This window comes from Nocardia stercoris (assembly GCF_003696265.1).
Lineage (GTDB): Bacteria > Actinomycetota > Actinomycetes > Mycobacteriales > Mycobacteriaceae > Nocardia > Nocardia stercoris.
In genome coordinates this window covers 492,401-510,167 of the sequence record NZ_RFFH01000004.1, presented here as the reverse complement: position 1 = coordinate 510,167, position 17,767 = coordinate 492,401, and the positions used below count along the sequence as shown (strand labels likewise).

Genomic DNA, 17,767 nt, shown 5'->3' with positions numbered 1-17,767 from the left:
GACACGCCGAATCCGGGCAATATCCGCCCGGTCACGCCGTCGGCAGTTCCGGAATCCGGGTCGCCCGCGCGTACACGGTCTCCCCCTCGTTCAGCTTCAGCGCTTCCGCGTCACCGCGGGTCACCTGCGCGGTGAACAGATCACCGGTCGCGGCGTTGCGCAACTCCAGCCGCACCTCGAAACCGAGCCGCACGACCCGCTCGACGGTCGCCCGGGTGACACCCGCCGACTCCGCGGTGCCCTCGTCGGCCGCCAGCGTCATCGCCGGGTCCCGGCCGATCCGGATGTCGTGCGGGCGCACCAGATGCCCGTTCAGCTTCGCCACCGAACCCAGGAACGACATGACGAAGTCGTTCGCCGGCCGGTCGTAGACGTCCTCGGGCGTGCCGTACTGCTCGATCCGGCCCCGGTTCATGACCGCGATCTTGTCGGCGACGTCGAGCGCCTCCTCCTGATCGTGGGTGACCAGCACGGTCGTCACGTGCACCTCGTCGTGCAGCCGGCGCAACCAGGTGCGCAGATCGTGGCGCACCTTCGCGTCCAGCGCGCCGAACGGCTCGTCCAGCAACAGCACCTGCGGGTCCACCGCCAGCGCGCGGGCCAGCGCCATGCGCTGCCGCTGCCCACCGGACAGCTGCGCCGGATACCGGTGCTGGAAACCGTCCAGACCCACGATGCCCAGCAGCTCGTCGACCCGCTTGCTGATCTCGTTCTTGGGCCGCTTGCGGATCGTCAGCCCGAACGCCACGTTGTCGCGGACCGTCATGTGCTTGAACGCGGCATAGTGCTGGAACACGAAGCCGATATCGCGCTTCTGCGGCGGGACACCGGTCACGTCCCGGCCGGAGATGGTGACGACGCCCGAGTCCAGGGTCTCCAGCCCGGCGATCGAACGCAGCAGCGTCGACTTGCCCGAACCCGACGGCCCGAGCAGCGCGGTCAGCTCACCCGGCCGGATCTCCAGGCTGACGTTGTCCAGCGCCGCGAAGGTGCCGTAACGCTTGTTCGCGTCGGTCACAGTGATCATTTGGCAGAACCCCGCTTGCGGTCGAGGACGGTCATCAGCAGAAGAGTGAGCAGCCCGAGGGCCATCAGCAGGGTCGCCGCACAATAGGCGCCGAAGGTGTTGTGGTCGTTGGTGTATCGACCGTGCACGAGCAGGGTCAGCGTCTGCGAGATGCCCGGCAGACCCGAGGACACCATGATCACCGCACCGAACTCGCCGAGCGCGCGAGCCACGGTGAGCACCACGCCGTAGGTCAGGCCCCAGCGGATCGAGGGCAGCGTGATCCGCCAGAACGTCTGCCAACTCGACGCACCGAGGGTCGCGGCGGCCTGCTCCTGATCGTCACCGATCTCGTGCAGCACCGGCACCACCTCGCTGACCACGAACGGCAGCGTCACGAAGATGGTGGCCAGCACCATGCCCGGCAAACCGAAGATCACCTTGAACCCGAGGTTCTCGACGCCACCGAACCAGCCGTGCGCGCCCCACAGCAGGATCAGCGCCACACCGACCACCACCGGCGACACCGCGAACGGCAGATCCACCACGCCCTGCAGCAGGGTCCGGCCCGGGAACCGGCCGCGCGCCAGCGCGAGCGCGGTGACCACACCGAACACCACGTTGATCGGCACCACGATCGCGATGATCAGCAGCGAGAGGTCGAGCGCCGAGATCGCGGCCGGCGTCGTGATCGAGTTCACGAACGCGCCGATCCCGTGCTCGAAACTGCGCCACATGATGATCACCAGCGGTGCGACCAGCAGCAGCACCAGATAGCCCAGCGCGATCAAGCGCAGCGAGATCCGAGTGGGTGCGGAGAGCTTCATCGCGCCGCAGTCTCCTTCCGGGCGGTCCGATCCGAGATCAGGCGCAACACCACCAGCGTGGCGAACGAGATCAGCAGCAGCACAACCGAAACCGCGGCCGCGTTCACCGGCCGGTCGACCTCGATCTGCTGCTGGATGTACTGCGAGGCCATCTGCGTCTTGTGCGGGATGTTGCCGCCGATCAACACGACCGAGCCGTACTCACCGATCGCGCGGGCGAACGCCAGGCCGCCACCGGAGATGACGGCCGGCGCGAGGGTCGGGAACACGATCCGCCGGAAGACGGTGAAGTTGTCCGCGCCCAGCGACGCGGCCGCCTGCTCGACCTCCTTGTCGGCCTCCATCAGCACCGGCTGCACCGACCGCACCACGAACGGCAGCGTGACGAAGGCCAGCGCCACCACCACACCGGGCTGCGTGGCATTCAGGTGCACGCCGATCGGACTCTGCGGGCCGTACAGCGCCAGCAGCACGATGCTGGCCACGATGGTGGGCAGCGCGAACGGCAGATCGATCAGCGAGTTCACGATGCTCTTGCCCGGGAACTCGTCACGGACCAGCACCCAGGCGATCAAGGTACCCATCACGATGTTGAGCAGGGCCACGACCACCGACACCAGCAGCGTCACGCGCAGCGTGTCCACGGCGGCGGGCGCGGAGACCGCGTTCCAGAATCCGGACCAGCCGTTGTCGAACGAGTGGTAGGTCAGCGCGGCCAGCGGCAGCAGCACGATCAGGCTGAGCCACAGCACAGCCGTCGCGACGCCCACCGGGCCGACCGAGCCGCTGAACCGCAGCCAGGCCGGCGTACGCGCGACGGAACCCCGGTCGGCGGGCACGGCTGCCGAGTGGCCGTCGGCGGGCGGGGCAATCGCATCCTGTTCGGCGGGCACGGCTACCGCATCCCCGTCGGTGGCCACGGCGGTCGAATCACCGGCGACGGGGCCCACCTGGGCCCCGTCGTCGGATCTGCTGTCAGTCACGGTATCGAGTATCGCGTGTGTGCGCCGTCACTTCTTACTTGGTCGCGGCGTCGTACAGCTGAGCGATACTGCCGGAGCCGGGGGTGAACAGGTCCTTGTCGACCTTCTTCCAGCCGCCGAGGTCCGCGATGGTCCACTGCTGCTGCGGCGCCGGGAAGTCCTTGGTGAAGTCGGCGGCCGTCTTCGGGTCGACGGGACGGAAACCGGCCTGCGCGAAGGCTTTCTGGCCGGCCGGGGTGTAGAGGAAGTCGCGGAAGGCGGTCGCCTTGCCGGGGTTCTTGGCGTTCTTGGTCACCGCGACCGGGTTCTCGATCTTGAAGGTGGTCGGCGGCAGGAAGTGCTCGATCGCGTCGCCCTTGCGCTCGGAGAACAGAGCCTCGTTCTCGTAGCTGATCAGCACGTCACCGGTGCCCTGCAGGAAGGTGTCGGTGGCCTCGCGGCCCGACTTCGGCTGCACGGTGATGTGGTCCTTGGTGATCAGCTTGCTCAGGTAGTCCAGACCCGCCTGCGGGTTCTTGCCACCGTCGCTCTTGGCCGCGTAGGGCGCGAGCAGGTTCCACTTCGCCGAACCGGAGCTGAACGGGTTCGGGGTCACCACCTGGACGCCCGGCTTGAGCAGGTCGTCCCAGTCGTGGATGCCCTTCGGGTTACCCTTGCGGACCGCGATGACCACCTCGGAGGAGAACGGAATTCCCTTGGTGGCGTCCGCATTCCAGCCCGCGTCGACCAGACCGGCGTCCACCAGGCGGGTGACGTCGGACTCCAGCGAGAAGCTCACCACGTCGGCGTCGGCGCCGTCCTTCACCTTGCGAGACTGGTCACCGGACGGCCCGTAGGACGCCTGCACCTGCACGCCCTTGCCGGCGTCGGTCTGGTTGAACGCGGGAACGACCACGTCATACCCGGCCTTGGCCACCGAGTAGCCGACCAGCGTGATGGTGCCGCCGCTACCGTCCGCCACCGAGCTGCCCGAGCCTGCGGTGGAATCGCTGGCGCCACCACCGCAGGCGGTCAGGGTCACAGCCGCGACGGCGGTGAGGGCGACCGCGAGGGTACGGCGACGGGAAGCGATCCGGGAACTGCGAAACATGGGAAGAACCCTTCGTGACGACCACCGAACGGCCGACGACGGCCGAGCGGTGGGAGGAGCTGTGGTTGCCAGCGGTAGAGAACTGTCCGGATGAGCGACAGTGGGCGCGACTACGGCACGAAGGCCGCCGGAGGCGAGGACATCTCTGCGAAGGGTGCGCGCCGACCTACCGGTAGAACGCGCAGAAATGCCCGAAACACTCAGCGACAGTAGACATCGGCGACATCGAGGCAGCCGACCGCAATCAATGCCAGCTTGAAGCTGACCGGCGGGATGGCACTCGAAGACACGAGGCAGACTGTAACAAGGTGTGATATTTCCCGCGAATCAACGGACAATCACACGGCAGAAACAACCAGATATCCGGGGGTAACCAATGACGGACGACGGCAAACGTTCCGACAACAACGCAGGTCCATCCATCGACGACACCGCACCGCCGGACCGAGTGCGGGTCGCCTTCCCGGGCATCAGCACCCGGGCCTGGGAACATCCCGCCGATCGCACCGCCCTGGTGGCCCTGCGCTCGTTCGCCGGTTTCGACACCGTGCTGCGCACCCTGTCGGGTCTGCTGCGCGAACGCCAGCACCGGCTGCTGTATCTGGCAACCGCTGTGCGCGTGGACGAACGGCAGTTCCGGACCCTGCATCAGCTGCGCGAGGATTGTGTCAGGGTCCTGGACACCTCGATCACGCCCGAGATGTTCGTGCTGCAGGACCCGGAGGTCAACGCCTTCACCATCGGCATGGATGTGCCGTTCATCGTGCTCACCACCGGCCTGGTCGACCTCCTCGACGTCGAGGAGCTGCGCTTCGTGATCGGCCACGAGCTCGGGCACGCGCTGTCCGGGCACGCGGTCTACCGGACCATGCTGATGCATCTGCTGCGGCTCGCCGACGGGCTGGGCTGGATGCCGATCGGCGGCTGGGCGTTGCGGGCGATCATCGCCGCCCTCATGGAGTGGAGCCGCAAATCGGAGCTGTCCGGCGATCGGGCCGGGCTGCTGTGCGGGCAGGACGTCGACGCCTCGGTGCGGGTGCACATGAAGCTGGCCGGCGGCGCGATGGTCCGCGAGATGAACCATGCCGCGTTCCTGGCCCAGGCCGACGACTACGACCGCACCGGCGACCTGCGCGACGGCGTGCTCAAGCTACTGAACCTGGAACTGCAGTCCCACCCGTTCTCGGTGCTGCGCGCGGCCGAGCTGCGGCGCTGGATCGCGTCCGGCGAGTACGGGCGCATCCTCGACGGCCAGTACCCGCGCCGCGACGCCGACCATCGAGTGCAGCTCACCGACGAGATCAAGGAGGCCGCGCGGGCCTATCGGGAATCGTTCGACCAGTCGGAGGATCCCCTCGTCCGGACGGTGCGCAACCTCGGGCGCGATATGGCGGCCGCGGCGAGCACCGTCGGACAGGAAGTGGGCGACACCGTCTCCAAGATCGGAAAACGGTTCGGGCTGTAGGGATCTAGTCTTCGTCGACTTCGGGCGGGCTGTCGAGGAGTTCGAGGATCCACTCCTCGACAGCGATCTCCTCGCCGTCCTCGTCGGTGTCGATCCGGATCCGGTTCTGCAGCCGAACCCCCAGGCCGAGCGTCTGCGCCGCCCGCACCATCTCGACGGCCTCCTCCGGGCCACACAGATGGGTGGAGATCACACGGGGCTCGTCGTCCTCGGCGAGCAGGGACAGGTCGACGACTTCGGGTTCGGTGGACATGCGGAGCAGCGTACTGGGAGCAGCGCCCGACCGGGCGGGAAGCAACCGAGCCGGGCCGAAAGCCGTCAGCGGGTGAAGAACCAGGCGACGACGACCAGCACCAGCAGGGCCACCAGCGCCAGCTGAACGCGAGAACGAGGCATCAGGCGGCTTCCTTCCGCACTGTCGCTGCCGCGGCCGCTTCGGCCGGCGCGGCGACGGCGGCGCGGTCCCGGCCCAGCAGGTGCAGGACCGAGCGCAGCACGAAGTCGAGCCCCATCGCGAGGCCGATGCTGACCGGGATCATGCCGAACAGCACCACCGCGAACTGCGGAACGAACGGCAGACCCGCGACCCAGAGTTCGAAACCGTCCCACCAATCGGCAAAGCTGTGCACGCCCTCAGCCTACTGCCGCGCACGCGCTGGGAAGGCAGCGAGTCCGGCTCGGGGGCTCACCAGCGGTTCTGGACTCGCTCTGACCGGCGGGCCATGATGTGGATATGGCCGACGCCACCCACACCGCCCCCGGTTCGGCTTCGCCGGTCGCGCCGCGGACCCGCAGTGACATGCTCGACGCCCAACTGGCGGGCGGCTACCTGCCGGGGCCGTTGCTCGACCCGATGGAGCACAAGTCCGCGTTTCCGCCGATCGACGACTACGCCTTCCTGTCCGACTGCGAGAACAACTGCCTGATCGCCCGCAACGGGGCCGTGGAGTGGCTGTGCCTGCCGCGACCCGACTCCCCCAGCGTGTTCGGCGCGATCCTCGATCGCAGCGCGGGCCATTTCCGGCTCGGCCCGTACGGGGTGAACGTGCCCGCGGCCCGTCGCTACCTGCCGGGCGGCATGATCGTCGAGACCACCTGGCAGACCGGCACGGGCTGGCTGGTGGTGCGCGACGCCCTGGTGCTGGGTCCCTGGCACAACACCGACAAGCGCAGTGCCACCCACCGGCGCACCCCGGTCGACTGGGATGCCGAGCACATGCTGTTGCGCACGGTGAAGTGCGTGAACGGGGTCGTCGAGCTGGACATGAGCTGCGAGCCGTCCTTCGACTACCACCGCGCGCGCTCGCGCTGGGAGTACACCGGCGAGGTCTACGAGCAGGCCTCCTGTCACTGCAACGCCGACGTCGATGTCGAGAACAGCGTGCAGGCCGAGACCCGGCTCACCATCACCACCAATCTGCGCCTGGGCCTGGAGGGCCGCGGCGCCTACGCCCGCACCCGCATGACCGAGGGTGACGAGGTGTTCGTGGCGCTGTCGTGGAGTACGCTGCCGCCGCCGCGGACCTTCGCCGAAGCGGCGCAGAAGATGTGGGCCACCACCGAGTATTGGCGGCGCTGGATCACGTTGGGCCAGTTCCCCGATCACCCGTGGCGCGGTTTCCTGCAGCGCAGCGTGCTCACGCTCAAGGGCCTGACCTACGCCCCGACCGGCGCCCTGCTCGCCGCGCCCACCACGTCGCTGCCGGAAACCCCACGCGGGGAACGGAACTGGGACTACCGCTACAGCTGGATCCGTGACTCCAACCTGGCGCTGTGGGGCCTGTACACCCTGGGCTACAACCGCGAGGCCGACGACTACTTCAACTTCCTCTACGACGTCGCCTCCGACGGCAACGGCGGCACCCAGGACCTGCAGGTGCTCTACGGTATCGGCGGCGAACGCGAACTCACCGAGTACGAACTGCCGGACCTCACCGGTTACGACGGCGCCCGCCCGGTCCGGATCGGCAACGACGCCGCCCACCAGGAGCAGCACGACATCTGGGGTTCGGTGCTGGATTCGGTGTACCTGCACGTGAAGTCGCGGGGCGAGGTCCCGGAGGCGCTGTGGCCGATGCTGGAACGGCAGGTGCACGACGCCATCGAGCACTGGCGCGACCCCGACCGCGGCATCTGGGAGATCCGCGGCGAGCCACAGCATTTCACGCATTCCAAGGTGATGTGCTGGGTGGCGCTGGACCGCGGCGCGAAACTGGCCGCGCTGCACGGCGAGGAGGACTACGCCCGCAAGTGGGCCGAGATCGCCGACGAGATCCGTGAGGACGTCCTCGAACACGGCGTCGACGAGAACGGCATCTTCACCCAGGCCTACGGCAACGACAACCTGGACGCCTCGCTACTGATGTTGCCGCTGGTGCGGTTCCTGCCGCCCGACGACATCCGGATCCGCCGCACGGTGCTCGCGATCGCCGAGCACCTGACCGATCACGGCCTGGTGCTGCGCTACCGCACCGAGACCACCGACGACGGATTGTCCGGCAAGGAAGGCACTTTCACGATCTGCTCGTTCTGGCTGGTGTCGGCGCTGGTGGAGATCGGGGAACTGCACATGGCCCGGCGGCTGTGCGAGCGGCTGCTCGGCTTCGCCAGTCCGCTGGAGCTGTACGCCGAGGAGATCGACGCCCGGTCCGGCCGGCACCTGGGCAACTTCCCGCAGGCCTTCACCCACCTGGCCCTGATCAACGCGCTCATGCACCTGATCCGGGCCGAAATGGCCGTCGGCGCAGGCGATTTCCAGCCCGCCTACCGGCACAGCTGAGCCGGAGCGGCCTAGCCGCCGAGCCCGGCCCGCAGCGCGGCGAGCCGGCCCAGGGACGCGTCGATCTCGGAGAGCCGGTGCGACCGGGTTTCCGGGTGATAGCTCACGGCCGCCGCCTCGGCCGCCGTCTGGGACTCGTCCAGGGTCCGCATCGCGCCGGCCGCCACGTCGGTGAAATGGTCTCGCAGCAGGCGCTGCGCGGCCCGCAGCCGGGTCCGGGACTCCTTGCCCACCTGGAACACCACATCGTCCATGAGGCGGGTCACGGCCAGCTTGGCCTCGATCTGCCGGCGGTCGCGGCGGTGTTTGCGGTCCTCCCACAGTGCGTTGCCGCCCAGCACGACCGCCGCCGCACCCGAATACCAGTTCACCAGCGGCATTTTCAGCATGCTGGTCAGCAGGCCGACCATCAGCAGTCCGGCATAGGACCCGCGCATGACGGTCAGCGAAAGGTGCGGCACGGTTCCCCGGCCGGCGGTCAGCGGTTCGAGCGCGGTCACCGACGCGAGTACCTCGTCGGCCTCGCCGAGCCGCAGCGACGGCAGCGCCACCGCGTCCCCGGGTCCGACGAACTTGCCCGCCAGCCGTTCCGCGAGTTCGACCGCCTGATAGTGGGCGATGAGGAAGCTCTCCTCCACGGCGGCACGGATCCGGGCATCGAGGTCGGTACCGAATTCGGCCCAGCCGCGGAACGGGTTCCGGTCCGCGAGTTCGGCCTCCGCCTCCCGTAGCAGCACCCGAAGTCGTTGCCGCAGATCATGTTCCGCCTCGGCCATCAGCTCGGCGCAGCCGTCGGACAGCGCCAGCTGCCAGTTGGCCGCGCGCAGCCGCAGCTCCTCGACTTCGGCGCGCACGGCCCGCAGCCGGTCGGCGGCCTCGTCGGCGCGCTGCGGATCCCGCAGGATGTCGGCCTCGGCGCGCAACGCCTGGGTCAGCTGGTCACAGACCGCCCGGGCATCGCTGCGAGTGACGTCCGCGGCAACCGCGTCGGCCCGAGCCAGCACGTAGTCGCGTAGATGCTCGATCAGTTGCGGCACACCGGATTCCACCGCGCCGTCGCGCCCGCGGCCCGCCTGCCAGTGCATCTTCGCCGACACCGGAGCGACCGCGAAGCCGAGGTCGGCCGCGTCCAGCAACTCCCGGTTGCGCTGTTGCACCCGGGCCCAGTGCGGGAAGCGGTCGATCTTGTTCAGGACACAGATCACCGTCGGACAGGCCTGCCGGATCCGCTTCAGCAGGGCCAGCTGGGACGGTGAGTACTCGACCGCGGCCTCGGACACGTACAGCACCGCGTCCGCGGCGGCGATCAGTGGCCAGGTGCCGGGCGCGTCCGCGCCACCGGGGGCGTCCATCAGCACGACGCCCTCGGCCAACAGCGCACTGGGCTCGGTGAATTCGGCCCGCACCACGCCCTCGGCGGCCAGCGCCGGGCCGGGGTTCAGCGGGTCGACCGGTTGTCGTTCGGTGCGGCCGTTGACATGACGGATCAGGGTCGCGGTCGGTTGCGGACCGTACGCGGCGATCACCGGCACGCTCACCGGGCTGTCGGTGGCGCTGACCGCGGACCCGACCAGACCGTTGACGAGGGTACTCATCCCGTGCTTGGGCGCGCCGACCACCACCAGCCGGATCCGGGGGTCGACGGTCCGCGACCGCGCCATGTCGAGCCGGGCGGACAGATCGGCTCGGCCGGCGGAGCGGGACAGGCCGGCGAGTTCGTCGAGGACGGCGAGTTCCGGGGCCAGCCGGTCCGTGTGCTTGACCGGCACGGATTCGACTGCGGCTGAACGGGTCACAGCGCCGGGTGCAGGTCGGCGACGAAGTGGTGCTCCGGATCCGGCAGCACCGATGCGTCGGGTAACAAGCCACCGGGATCCGCCGCCAAGCCGGCGTGGCCCCAATCCCCGCTGTCGGCTGCCCATGCGGTGCTGTGGAACTGACCGGTGTCGGCGAACGCGTGGTACCGGTCACCGGCCGTCCCGTAGTCGGCGATCGGCTTGGCCGGCACGGCGGTGGTGGGTACGACGGTGTGCGGCACCGTTGTGGGCGGCGGCTGGCTCGTGATCGGCGGTGCGGCGGTCGCGGTGGGCGCCTGCGCATCCGAGGGAACCGGCACGGTGGTCGGCGCGGTGGCGGTGTCGGACGGCAGTGCCACCTCGGACGGGGTCGCCGGTGTGGCGGTCTGCGGCACGGTCGTGGGAACCACGGCCGTGGCCGGAACCGGCACGGTGGTCGCTACGCCCGACGGTGTCGGCACCGAGGTCGGGCCGTGTGCGCCGCCAGGGTCGTTCAGCCCGGGCAGGCGCCCCAGGTCACCGGGGAAGGGCGGCTTGACCGGCGTGGTGAGCGCACCGGGCGGCATGGTCACCGTGGCGCCCGGTGCCGGCGAATCATGGTGCGACGGACCGTGATTCGGCGGCGCCGGACGGTCGAGGCCGAGCAGCGCCGGAACCGCCGCGGGCACCACGGTCAACGGTGACCCGCCACCGTGCGTCGAGAGCACATCGGCGATCGGGTGCGCGGCGGCCTCGGGCTGCACCACCGTCTGCAGCGGGGTGTTGGTCACCGGGCCCGGCGCGGCCGGTGGCGTGGGCAACTGCACCTGCGGCACAGCGGGTTTGCCTCCCATCAGCGCGAAAACGCTGTTCGGGTCCGCGGATCCGGAAGTGCCGGCGGTGGTCGCCGGGTTGGGGGTGGCCAGGCTCTGCCGGTAGGCGTCCAGCTCCGATCCGACATTGCCGGCCCCGGCGTTCATCTGCGTGGCGGTCTGCACCCAGACGCCGTCGAGCCCGGCGTGGGCGTCGACGGACATCGAGGAGCTGAAGTACACGCCCGCCCCACCATGGTGCGGGCCGTCGTGGCGGGCATCGTCGGCGTGGGCGCGCCGATCGTGGTGCGCACCGACCGCGGGGTCGCTACCGGGCGGTGGGGGCGAATCGGCCAGGGCCACACCGGCACCGGGCTCGCTCGATCCGGCAGGAACGGTGCCGGAGTCACCGCCGATCTGCCGCCCGATTCCGGCGCCCGGACCCCAGTTGTCCCCGGCCTGACCCGGCGCCCCATCGTGGTTGCCGGACGACGAGTTCCGCTGGTCACTGCCGTCCCCGGACCACGGGTTGTGGTGACCGTCGTCCGGGTCCGAACGGTGTGGGCGGTCGTCGTCGTTCCCGAGGGAGTCGCCGAGTCCACTGTCCGGCGGCGAGACCGGCTGGGCGATCGGTGTGGCGTGCTCCGGAACCTGCTGTTCCGCACCGGAATTGCGCGCATCGGCGAGGTCGGGAAGCAGATACTCCGAATGCGGTGTCACCACCGGAAGTTCGGTGGTGACGGGGTCGAACTGACCGTCCATCGGCGGCCCCGGGGGCACGTACGCGGCCACGCTGCCCGGGTCGGGCGCGTGCGGCGGGGTGTGCATCGGTGGCACGCGGACATCGTTCGCCGACAGGTCGGGGTAGGTGACCACCGGGGCCGGAGCGTCGGACTCCGGGTCTCGGACCGCCCACCCGGCGAACCTGCTGTCGTGGGATTCGGTCGCGACGGCCGGCGCGCCGTTGGCCGCGACCAACGTCCCGCCGGTCACGTAGGCGCCGGCGCGGGCAACCCGGGCTACACCGGTGGCGATTTGATAGGCGATGTCATTGCCGGCCGGCGGGTCGACGGCATCGGCCGCGGACAGGTCACGTGACATTCGAGCTCCAACTCCCAGAGTTCAGCCTTGAGTTCCGAACTGGTCCAGCCGATCCGACATCCGGCTTACAGCGTATTTCCGGAACGACGAGGTGTCACATCGGGGTCGGCCGGGACCCGATCAGGCACGATCCCGTTCGAACCGCAGTCTGCCCCACAATCGGCCGCGGCAGGACCGAATCCACCGAACTACTTCTTGCCCTTGTCCGACGAGGAATCGGTGGACAGCGCGGCCACGAAGGCTTCCTGCGGAACATCGACGCGGCCGATGGTCTTCATCCGCTTCTTGCCTTCCTTCTGCTTCTCGAGCAGCTTGCGCTTACGGGAGATGTCACCGCCGTAGCACTTCGCGAGCACGTCCTTGCGGATGGCCCGGATGTTCTCGCGCGCAATGATTCTCGACCCGATCGCGGCCTGGATCGGCACCTCGAACTGCTGGCGCGGGATCAGCTCGCGCAGCTTGGTGGTCATCTTGTTGCCGTAGGCCTGGGCGGCGTCCTTGTGCACGATGGCCGAGAACGCGTCGACCGCCTCACCCTGCAACAGGATGTCCACCTTGACCAGATCGGCCTGCTGCTCGCCCGCCTCCTCGTAATCGAGGGACGCGTAACCGCGGGTCCGCGACTTCAGCGAGTCGAAGAAGTCGAAGATGATCTCCGCCATCGGCAGCGTGTAGCGCATCTCGACGCGGGTCTCGGACAGGTAGTCCATGCCGAGCAGTTCGCCGCGGCGCGACTGGCACAGTTCCATGATGGTGCCGACGAATTCGCTGGGCGCGATCACCGTGCACTTGGTGATCGGCTCCCAGGTCTCCTTGAGCTTGCCGGCCGGCCAGAACGACGGGTTGGTGACCAGCTGCTCGGAGTTGTCCTCGGTCACGACGCGGTAGATGACGTTGGGCGCGGTGGAGATCAGGTCCAGGCCGAATTCGCGTTGCAGCCGTTCGCGGGTGATCTCCATGTGCAGCAATCCGAGGAAGCCGCAACGGAATCCGAAGCCCAGTGCCACCGAGGTCTCCGGCACATAGGTAAGCGCGGCGTCGTTGAGCTGCAACTTGTCGAGCGCGTCGCGCAGGTCCGGATAGTCGGAACCGTCCACCGGGTACAGGCCGGAGTAGACCATCGGGCGCGGTTCCTGGTAGCCGGCCAGCGGCTCGGCGGCGCCGTCGCGCGCGGAGGTGACGGTGTCACCGACCTTCGACTGGCGGACGTCCTTCACACCGGTGATCAGGTAGCCGACCTCGCCGACCCCGAGGCCCGCGGTGGGCTTGGGTTCGGGCGAGACGATGCCGATCTCCAGCAGTTCGTGCTGGGCGCCGGTGGACATCATCTTGATCTTCTGGCGCGGGGTCAGCTTGCCGTCGACCACACGCACATAGGTGACGACGCCGCGATAGGTGTCGTAGACGGAGTCGAAGATCAGTGCGCGGGCCGGAGCCTCGGCGTCGCCGACCGGGGCGGGCACGGCGTCGATGACCTTGTCGAGCAGGGCGGGCACCCCGACACCGGTCTTACCCGAGACCCGCAGCACGTCCTCGGGCTCGCAGCCCACGATGTGCGCGATCTCCTCGGCGTAGCGGTCCGGGTCGGCGGCCGGCAGGTCGATCTTGTTCAGGACCGGAATGATCTCCAGATCCCGTTCCATGGCCATGTACAGGTTGGCCAGCGTCTGCGCCTCGATGCCCTGCGCGGCGTCGACCAGCAGAATCGCGCCCTCACACGCTTCGAGCGCCCGCGACACCTCGTAGGTGAAGTCGACGTGGCCGGGCGTGTCGATCATGTGCAGCACGTACTCTTCGCCGTTCACCTGCCACGGCAACCGCACGTTCTGCGCCTTGATGGTGATCCCGCGCTCGCGCTCGATATCCATCCGGTCCAGGTACTGCGCGCGCATCGCCCGCTCCTCGACCACCCCGGTCAACTGCAGCATCCGGTCGGCCAGGGTCGATTTCCCGTGGTCGATGTGCGCGATGATGCAGAAGTTCCGGATCCGGGACGGATCCGTGAACGTCGTGTCGGCGAAGCTGGGCACGGCACTCCTGGTCGTGGTCGTTTCGGGCGGAGTTCATGATCCCACGGGACCGGGCGGCCGCTGCCCGCAGGGCGGAACTGCGGCCCTCCCGGTCACCGGCTCAGCGGAGATGTCACCCGGGGCCTCAGCGGGAAAACTAGAACATGTTGCGGTTCATGCCGCATGATCGTCTGCAGCGAGGTGAGCCACGGAAGGCAGCACCGCACCTCGGACAAGCGAACAGAGGCCGCAGATGACCACCCCAGCACCGCGTGTGCAGTTGCCCGACGATTTCTTCCGCCGCGCCTACGAGATCTACCCGAGTCTGCGGGAAGCCGGCGGGGTCCACGAGGTGACCTTCCCCGGTGGTGGCACCGCGATCCTGGTCACCGACTACAAACTGGCCCGTCAGGCCCTGGGCGAGGACAGCCTGCGCAAGAACCCCGCCGCGACCGACAGCCCGGAGGTCAAGGAGTTCGCCGAGCTCACCTTGCCGGCGATGGCGTTGGACGAGCGGCTGCCGTGGTCGGACCCGCCCGAGCACGCCCGGCTGCGAGCGCTGGTGGCCGACGCGTTCACTCCCCGGACCGTGGCCGCACTCGCACCGCGGGTGCACGAGATCGCCGAGCAGCTGCTCTCCGGCATCGACGCCGACGACGAACCGGTCGACCTGCTCGGCGCGTACGCGACTCCGCTGCCGGTGCAGGTGATCTGCGAAATCCTCGGCGTCCCAGCCGAAGACCACCAGCAATTCGGTGACTGGGTGCACACGATGTTGCTCTCCCAGAACCCCGGTCGGGAACGGGCCCGCGCGGGCCGGAACTTCGCCATGTACCTCATGGAACAGGTGCGTCGCCGCAGACAGCAGCCGGACCTGGCGTCCTGGACACCGGACGACCCGCTGCCCGGTGACTTGCTGGGCACGTTGACAATTCGCTGTGACGCGGCGGTCGCCGCGGACCCCGCGACCGCCGGGCTGCCCGCGGAGCAGCGGATCGCCGCAGCCGATCAGGCGATCGCCACCAACACCACCGTCCTCCTGGCCGCCGGATACGAAACCACCCGCGGACTGATCGCCAACAGCGTCATGCTGCTCACACCCGAGATCCGGGACGAACTCGCCGCCCACCCGGAGCGCATCGACACCTATGTCGAGGAGGTGTTGCGCATCCTGAGCCCCGGCCCGTTCGCCACCCTGCGCTACACCACGGCGCCGTTGTCGTTGGGGCAGGTGGAGATACCGCCGGGACGGGTGGTCATCGTAGGACTCGGCGCGGCCAACACCGATCCGGCCGTCTTCGACGACCCGCTGCGCGTGCGCCTGGACCACCGCAACGGCCCGGCCCATCTCGCGTTCGGCCTCGGCATGCACTACTGCATCGGCGCGCGGCTGGCTCGACTCGAAGGACAGGTGGCGTTGCGGGCGCTGCTGGCCCGCTTCCCCGCGGTGTCGCTGGCCGCCGCCCGCACCGACGTCCCGACGACCGAGTCGATCCTCACCGCGGCCCCGCTGCGGCTGCCGGTCCGGCTCACCTCCGCTCGGGTGTGACCGCGGGCGGGTCGGGCTATTCTTCGGCGGCGATGTACACAGCGTTACCTTCGGGCGGCCGCCGCGATCACCCGGCCCTGCCCGCACAGCAGACCACCGAGGCTTCGGCCCGACGAGACTCGGCGGCCGGTCGGCCGCGGCTGACGGCCGGCCAGGCCGCGGTCCGGGATCGGCTGGTGAAGGCCCGGCTCGACGCCCGGCCCCGGCTCAGCCAGCAGGATCTCGCCGAACTCACCGGCTTGTCGATCGCGACGGTCAAGGCATACGAGTCCGGTGCCCGGAAGGTGACCCATCGCACCTTGAAGGTGGTCGCGACCGCGCTCGGCCTACCCGATCTGCACAGTCTGGAAGAGATTCTCGTCCAAGGCATCCAACTCCAGCACGCCATCCCCGGCCCCCGCATCGACCCCGATCCGCGCGACAAGACCTGGGTGCACAGCATGCCGTTCCCGGCCGCGCTGATCACTCCCGGTCTGCTGTGGGTGCTGGAGGCCAATACCGCCTACGAACGACTGCACCCCGGCATCCACGCGGGTAGCTCGTTCCTGGAATGGCTGATGCTCGACCCGCGCTCGAAGCACGTTCTCGGCGAAGAATGGTGGCCGGAAACGCATCTCGGGGTCTGGACCGCCACCCAACTGCGCCGCCACTTCCGCGGCCAGGCCGATCTGCGGGCGTTCGACCGGCTCTCCCGGGCCCCGGAATTTCAGCTCATGTCGACGCAGCCGGCCGCACGGTTCTATGCCAGCCGTTCGCAGCTGCACCTGCGCGATCACACCGGTCAGCGGTACTACTACGTCAACGTGCACCGCGACGCCGATCCGTTGCCGCGCTCCGGCGCCGCGCAGCCACCGGTGCTCTTTCATTCCCTGATTCCCGTCGAGCCCTGCTGACGCCGTCGCCCGGGGCGTGAACGTTCGGCCGCACAAGTACTACAGGTTGTAGACGTTTTTCTCCCGGTCGCCGCGAAAGCCGCTGGTCGCGGTCACGAACCCGCGCGGATTCGCCCCGGTTCGATTGACAACCAGCATCCGGAATCGAAGACTCCGTGCACGGCCGAGAAAGTGCGGACGCATGTGCCGTTCACGTCGTCGCAGGTGCGCATTACTCGGTCCAGCAGTTCGGTCCCCGATGAGGAGGGGAGGGGATCGCACTGCGTACTTCGATCTGCACGGACTCGGACTATCCGGCCACCCGTCCCTAGAATTTGCTGATCAGTGGCGGACGGGAGTGGATCGGAGGTGCCGACCGATGCTCGGATCGGACAGGACGGGCTGGCGGACGGTGGCGGCCTGGTGGCACGACCACCTGGACTATCGGTGGCTGGTCCGGACACTCGAGGCCCGTGGCGCGCTGATCGTCGTGAAGGGGGTCGCCGCCGTCGGCGGGGCGATACTCGCGGTGATCACGGCCCTGAGCTTGCAGTCCGCTGCCGGGCCAGCTCGGGGCCCGAGCCTGGTGACCGTCTGCCTCATCGCCTTCGCGGTCGCGTGGGCGGCGTATTGGTGGCTGGCGCCGTGGCCGAGCGAACGGACCTCGCTGACCTTGATGGGCTGCGCCGACGTGGTGATCACGGTCGGTTCCCTGTTGGAGAGCAACCGGATGTTCGGCGCGTTCGGGCTGATGCAGCTGGTGATTCCGGGCGGCTACCTGGCGATCTTCCACGGACCGCGGATCCTCGCGCTCCACGGCCTGTGGTCGGTGCTGTCGATCGCGACCGCGGCGTGGATCATGATCGACGCCGGCGACACCGACGGCCCGGTGGGCGTCTCGATCGTGCTGACCATGGCGTCGGTCATGCTGCTGGTGCTGCCCGCGCTGCACTTCTGCTACTGGGTACTCCGGCAGGACGCGCTGACCGATCCGCTGACCGGCCTGCTCAACCGCCGCGGCCTGGACTACTACGTCTCGTCCTGGTTCGAACCCGGCGCCCACGAATCGATCGCCCTCATGACCATCGACCTCGACCGGTTCAAACAGGTCAACGACACCTTCGGCCACCGCGCCGGCGACCAGGTCCTCGCCCGAACCGCCGCCTGCCTGCTCCAGGAACGCCCCGCCGCCGCAGTCGTAACCCGAAGCGGCGGTGAGGAATTCGTCGTTCTGGTCCCGTTGGCCGCCGTCGCCGCGGTGAGCGAGGCGCAGCGGCTGTGCCAAGCGATCGAGACCGCTGTGCAACCGGTCACCGCCAGCATCGGTGTCGCCGTCGTCGAGGGCGGTACCGGCCGCGACGCCGAGGAGTTGCTGCGCAGCTCGGATTCGGCGATGTACCGGGCCAAGCAATTGGGGGGCAACACCGTGGTACTCGCCTCCTAGGGGACAACGGACCGTTCCCGCCGCATACTGGAGGTGCAGGGCGCTGCTCGACTCC

At 68.9% G+C, this 17,767-nt stretch carries 15 protein-coding genes; 5 read left to right on the top strand and 10 right to left on the bottom strand.

Translation table 11 applies throughout. The features are described from left to right. Positions 1-31 precede the first annotated feature (31 nt). The 5 genes from EBN03_RS13360 to EBN03_RS35690 all read right to left on the bottom strand — a co-directional run bounded on the left by EBN03_RS13360 (position 32) and on the right by EBN03_RS35690 (position 4,196). On the bottom strand, positions 32-1,027 hold the full coding sequence (locus tag EBN03_RS13360) for a sulfate/molybdate ABC transporter ATP-binding protein (protein WP_122188286.1): 996 nt from the start codon (positions 1,025-1,027) through the stop codon (positions 32-34). Next, a complete protein-coding gene (gene cysW / locus EBN03_RS13355) occupies positions 1,024-1,833 on the bottom strand; it encodes a sulfate ABC transporter permease subunit CysW (protein ID WP_122188285.1) in 810 nt (269 codons plus the stop codon). Before cysW ends, EBN03_RS13360 begins: the two co-directional genes overlap by 4 nt. Then, entirely contained in the window at positions 1,830-2,672 is an 843-nt protein-coding gene (cysT, locus tag EBN03_RS13350) for a sulfate ABC transporter permease subunit CysT (protein ID WP_199742767.1), read from the bottom strand. Before cysT ends, cysW begins: the two co-directional genes overlap by 4 nt. A gap of 178 nt (positions 2,673-2,850) precedes the next feature. Next, positions 2,851-3,906 carry a sulfate ABC transporter substrate-binding protein gene (locus EBN03_RS13345; RefSeq protein WP_122188284.1) on the bottom strand — a complete coding sequence of 352 codons (1,056 nt, stop codon included), beginning with the start codon at positions 3,904-3,906 and terminating at the stop codon, positions 2,851-2,853. 200 nt (positions 3,907-4,106) lie between these two features. Continuing rightward, positions 4,107-4,196, bottom strand: a complete 90-nt coding sequence (locus EBN03_RS35690) for an Ms4533A family Cys-rich leader peptide (RefSeq protein WP_325052072.1) — start codon at positions 4,194-4,196, stop codon at positions 4,107-4,109. A gap of 86 nt (positions 4,197-4,282) precedes the next feature. Here EBN03_RS35690 and EBN03_RS13340 point away from each other — a divergent pair, with 86 nt between their 5' ends. Beyond that, entirely contained in the window at positions 4,283-5,371 is a 1,089-nt protein-coding gene (locus EBN03_RS13340) for a M48 family metallopeptidase (RefSeq protein WP_122188283.1), read from the top strand. 4 nt (positions 5,372-5,375) lie between these two features. On the opposite strand, the gene EBN03_RS13335 is transcribed toward EBN03_RS13340, so the two are convergent. Further along, positions 5,376-5,624 carry a hypothetical protein gene (locus EBN03_RS13335; RefSeq protein WP_122188282.1) on the bottom strand — a complete coding sequence of 83 codons (249 nt, stop codon included), beginning with the start codon at positions 5,622-5,624 and terminating at the stop codon, positions 5,376-5,378. 142 nt (positions 5,625-5,766) lie between these two features. Further along, the gene (locus EBN03_RS13330) at positions 5,767-6,000 is read right to left on the bottom strand and encodes a hypothetical protein (RefSeq protein WP_122188281.1); all 234 of its coding nucleotides are present in this window, start codon (positions 5,998-6,000) and stop codon (positions 5,767-5,769) included. 224 nt (positions 6,001-6,224) lie between these two features. On the opposite strand from EBN03_RS13330, the gene EBN03_RS13325 reads away from it, so the two are divergent. Next, positions 6,225-8,150, top strand: a complete 1,926-nt coding sequence (locus tag EBN03_RS13325; RefSeq protein WP_233608372.1) for a glycoside hydrolase family 15 protein — start codon at positions 6,225-6,227, stop codon at positions 8,148-8,150. 11 nt (positions 8,151-8,161) lie between these two features. Here EBN03_RS13325 and EBN03_RS13320 read toward each other — a convergent pair whose 3' ends face one another. The 3 genes from EBN03_RS13320 to lepA form a co-directional block, all read right to left on the bottom strand. Further along, positions 8,162-9,919 carry a P-loop NTPase family protein gene (locus EBN03_RS13320; protein ID WP_233608350.1) on the bottom strand — a complete coding sequence of 586 codons (1,758 nt, stop codon included), beginning with the start codon at positions 9,917-9,919 and terminating at the stop codon, positions 8,162-8,164. Between the two features lie 23 nt (positions 9,920-9,942). After that, positions 9,943-11,838: a hypothetical protein gene (locus tag EBN03_RS13315; protein WP_122188278.1), complete on the bottom strand. Its 1,896-nt coding sequence runs from the start codon at positions 11,836-11,838 to the stop codon at positions 9,943-9,945. Positions 11,839-12,026: 188 nt separating this feature from the next. Further along, positions 12,027-13,868 (bottom strand): translation elongation factor 4, encoded by a 1,842-nt coding sequence (gene lepA, locus EBN03_RS13310; RefSeq protein WP_122188277.1) that lies wholly within the window; start codon positions 13,866-13,868, stop codon positions 12,027-12,029. A 232-nt stretch (positions 13,869-14,100) separates the two neighbouring features. Between lepA and EBN03_RS13305 the strand changes: the two genes are divergently transcribed. From EBN03_RS13305 to EBN03_RS13295, 3 genes are all read left to right on the top strand, one after another. Further along, on the top strand, positions 14,101-15,396 hold the full coding sequence (locus EBN03_RS13305; protein WP_122188276.1) for a cytochrome P450: 1,296 nt from the start codon (positions 14,101-14,103) through the stop codon (positions 15,394-15,396). Positions 15,397-15,428: 32 nt separating this feature from the next. Next, positions 15,429-16,289 carry a helix-turn-helix domain-containing protein gene (locus EBN03_RS13300; RefSeq protein WP_147471573.1) on the top strand — a complete coding sequence of 287 codons (861 nt, stop codon included), beginning with the start codon at positions 15,429-15,431 and terminating at the stop codon, positions 16,287-16,289. Positions 16,290-16,647: 358 nt separating this feature from the next. After that, positions 16,648-17,712: a GGDEF domain-containing protein gene (locus EBN03_RS13295; protein ID WP_158675611.1), complete on the top strand. Its 1,065-nt coding sequence runs from the start codon at positions 16,648-16,650 to the stop codon at positions 17,710-17,712. Positions 17,713-17,767 lie beyond the last annotated feature (55 nt).

Coding starts and splice junctions, on each gene's coding strand:
- EBN03_RS13345 (WP_122188284.1), bottom strand. CDS start 3,906: ATGTTTCGCAGTTCCCGGATCGCTTCCCGTCGCCGTACCCTCGCGGTC.
- cysW (WP_122188285.1), bottom strand. CDS start 1,833: ATGAAGCTCTCCGCACCCACTCGGATCTCGCTGCGCTTGATCGCGCTG.
- EBN03_RS13305 (WP_122188276.1), top strand. CDS start 14,101: ATGACCACCCCAGCACCGCGTGTGCAGTTGCCCGACGATTTCTTCCGC.
- EBN03_RS13315 (WP_122188278.1), bottom strand. CDS start 11,838: ATGTCACGTGACCTGTCCGCGGCCGATGCCGTCGACCCGCCGGCCGGC.
- EBN03_RS13360 (WP_122188286.1), bottom strand. CDS start 1,027: ATGATCACTGTGACCGACGCGAACAAGCGTTACGGCACCTTCGCGGCG.
- EBN03_RS13335 (WP_122188282.1), bottom strand. CDS start 5,624: ATGTCCACCGAACCCGAAGTCGTCGACCTGTCCCTGCTCGCCGAGGAC.
- EBN03_RS13300 (WP_147471573.1), top strand. CDS start 15,429: ATGTACACAGCGTTACCTTCGGGCGGCCGCCGCGATCACCCGGCCCTG.
- EBN03_RS13325 (WP_233608372.1), top strand. CDS start 6,225: ATGGAGCACAAGTCCGCGTTTCCGCCGATCGACGACTACGCCTTCCTG.
- EBN03_RS13295 (WP_158675611.1), top strand. CDS start 16,648: ATGCTCGGATCGGACAGGACGGGCTGGCGGACGGTGGCGGCCTGGTGG.
- EBN03_RS13340 (WP_122188283.1), top strand. CDS start 4,283: ATGACGGACGACGGCAAACGTTCCGACAACAACGCAGGTCCATCCATC.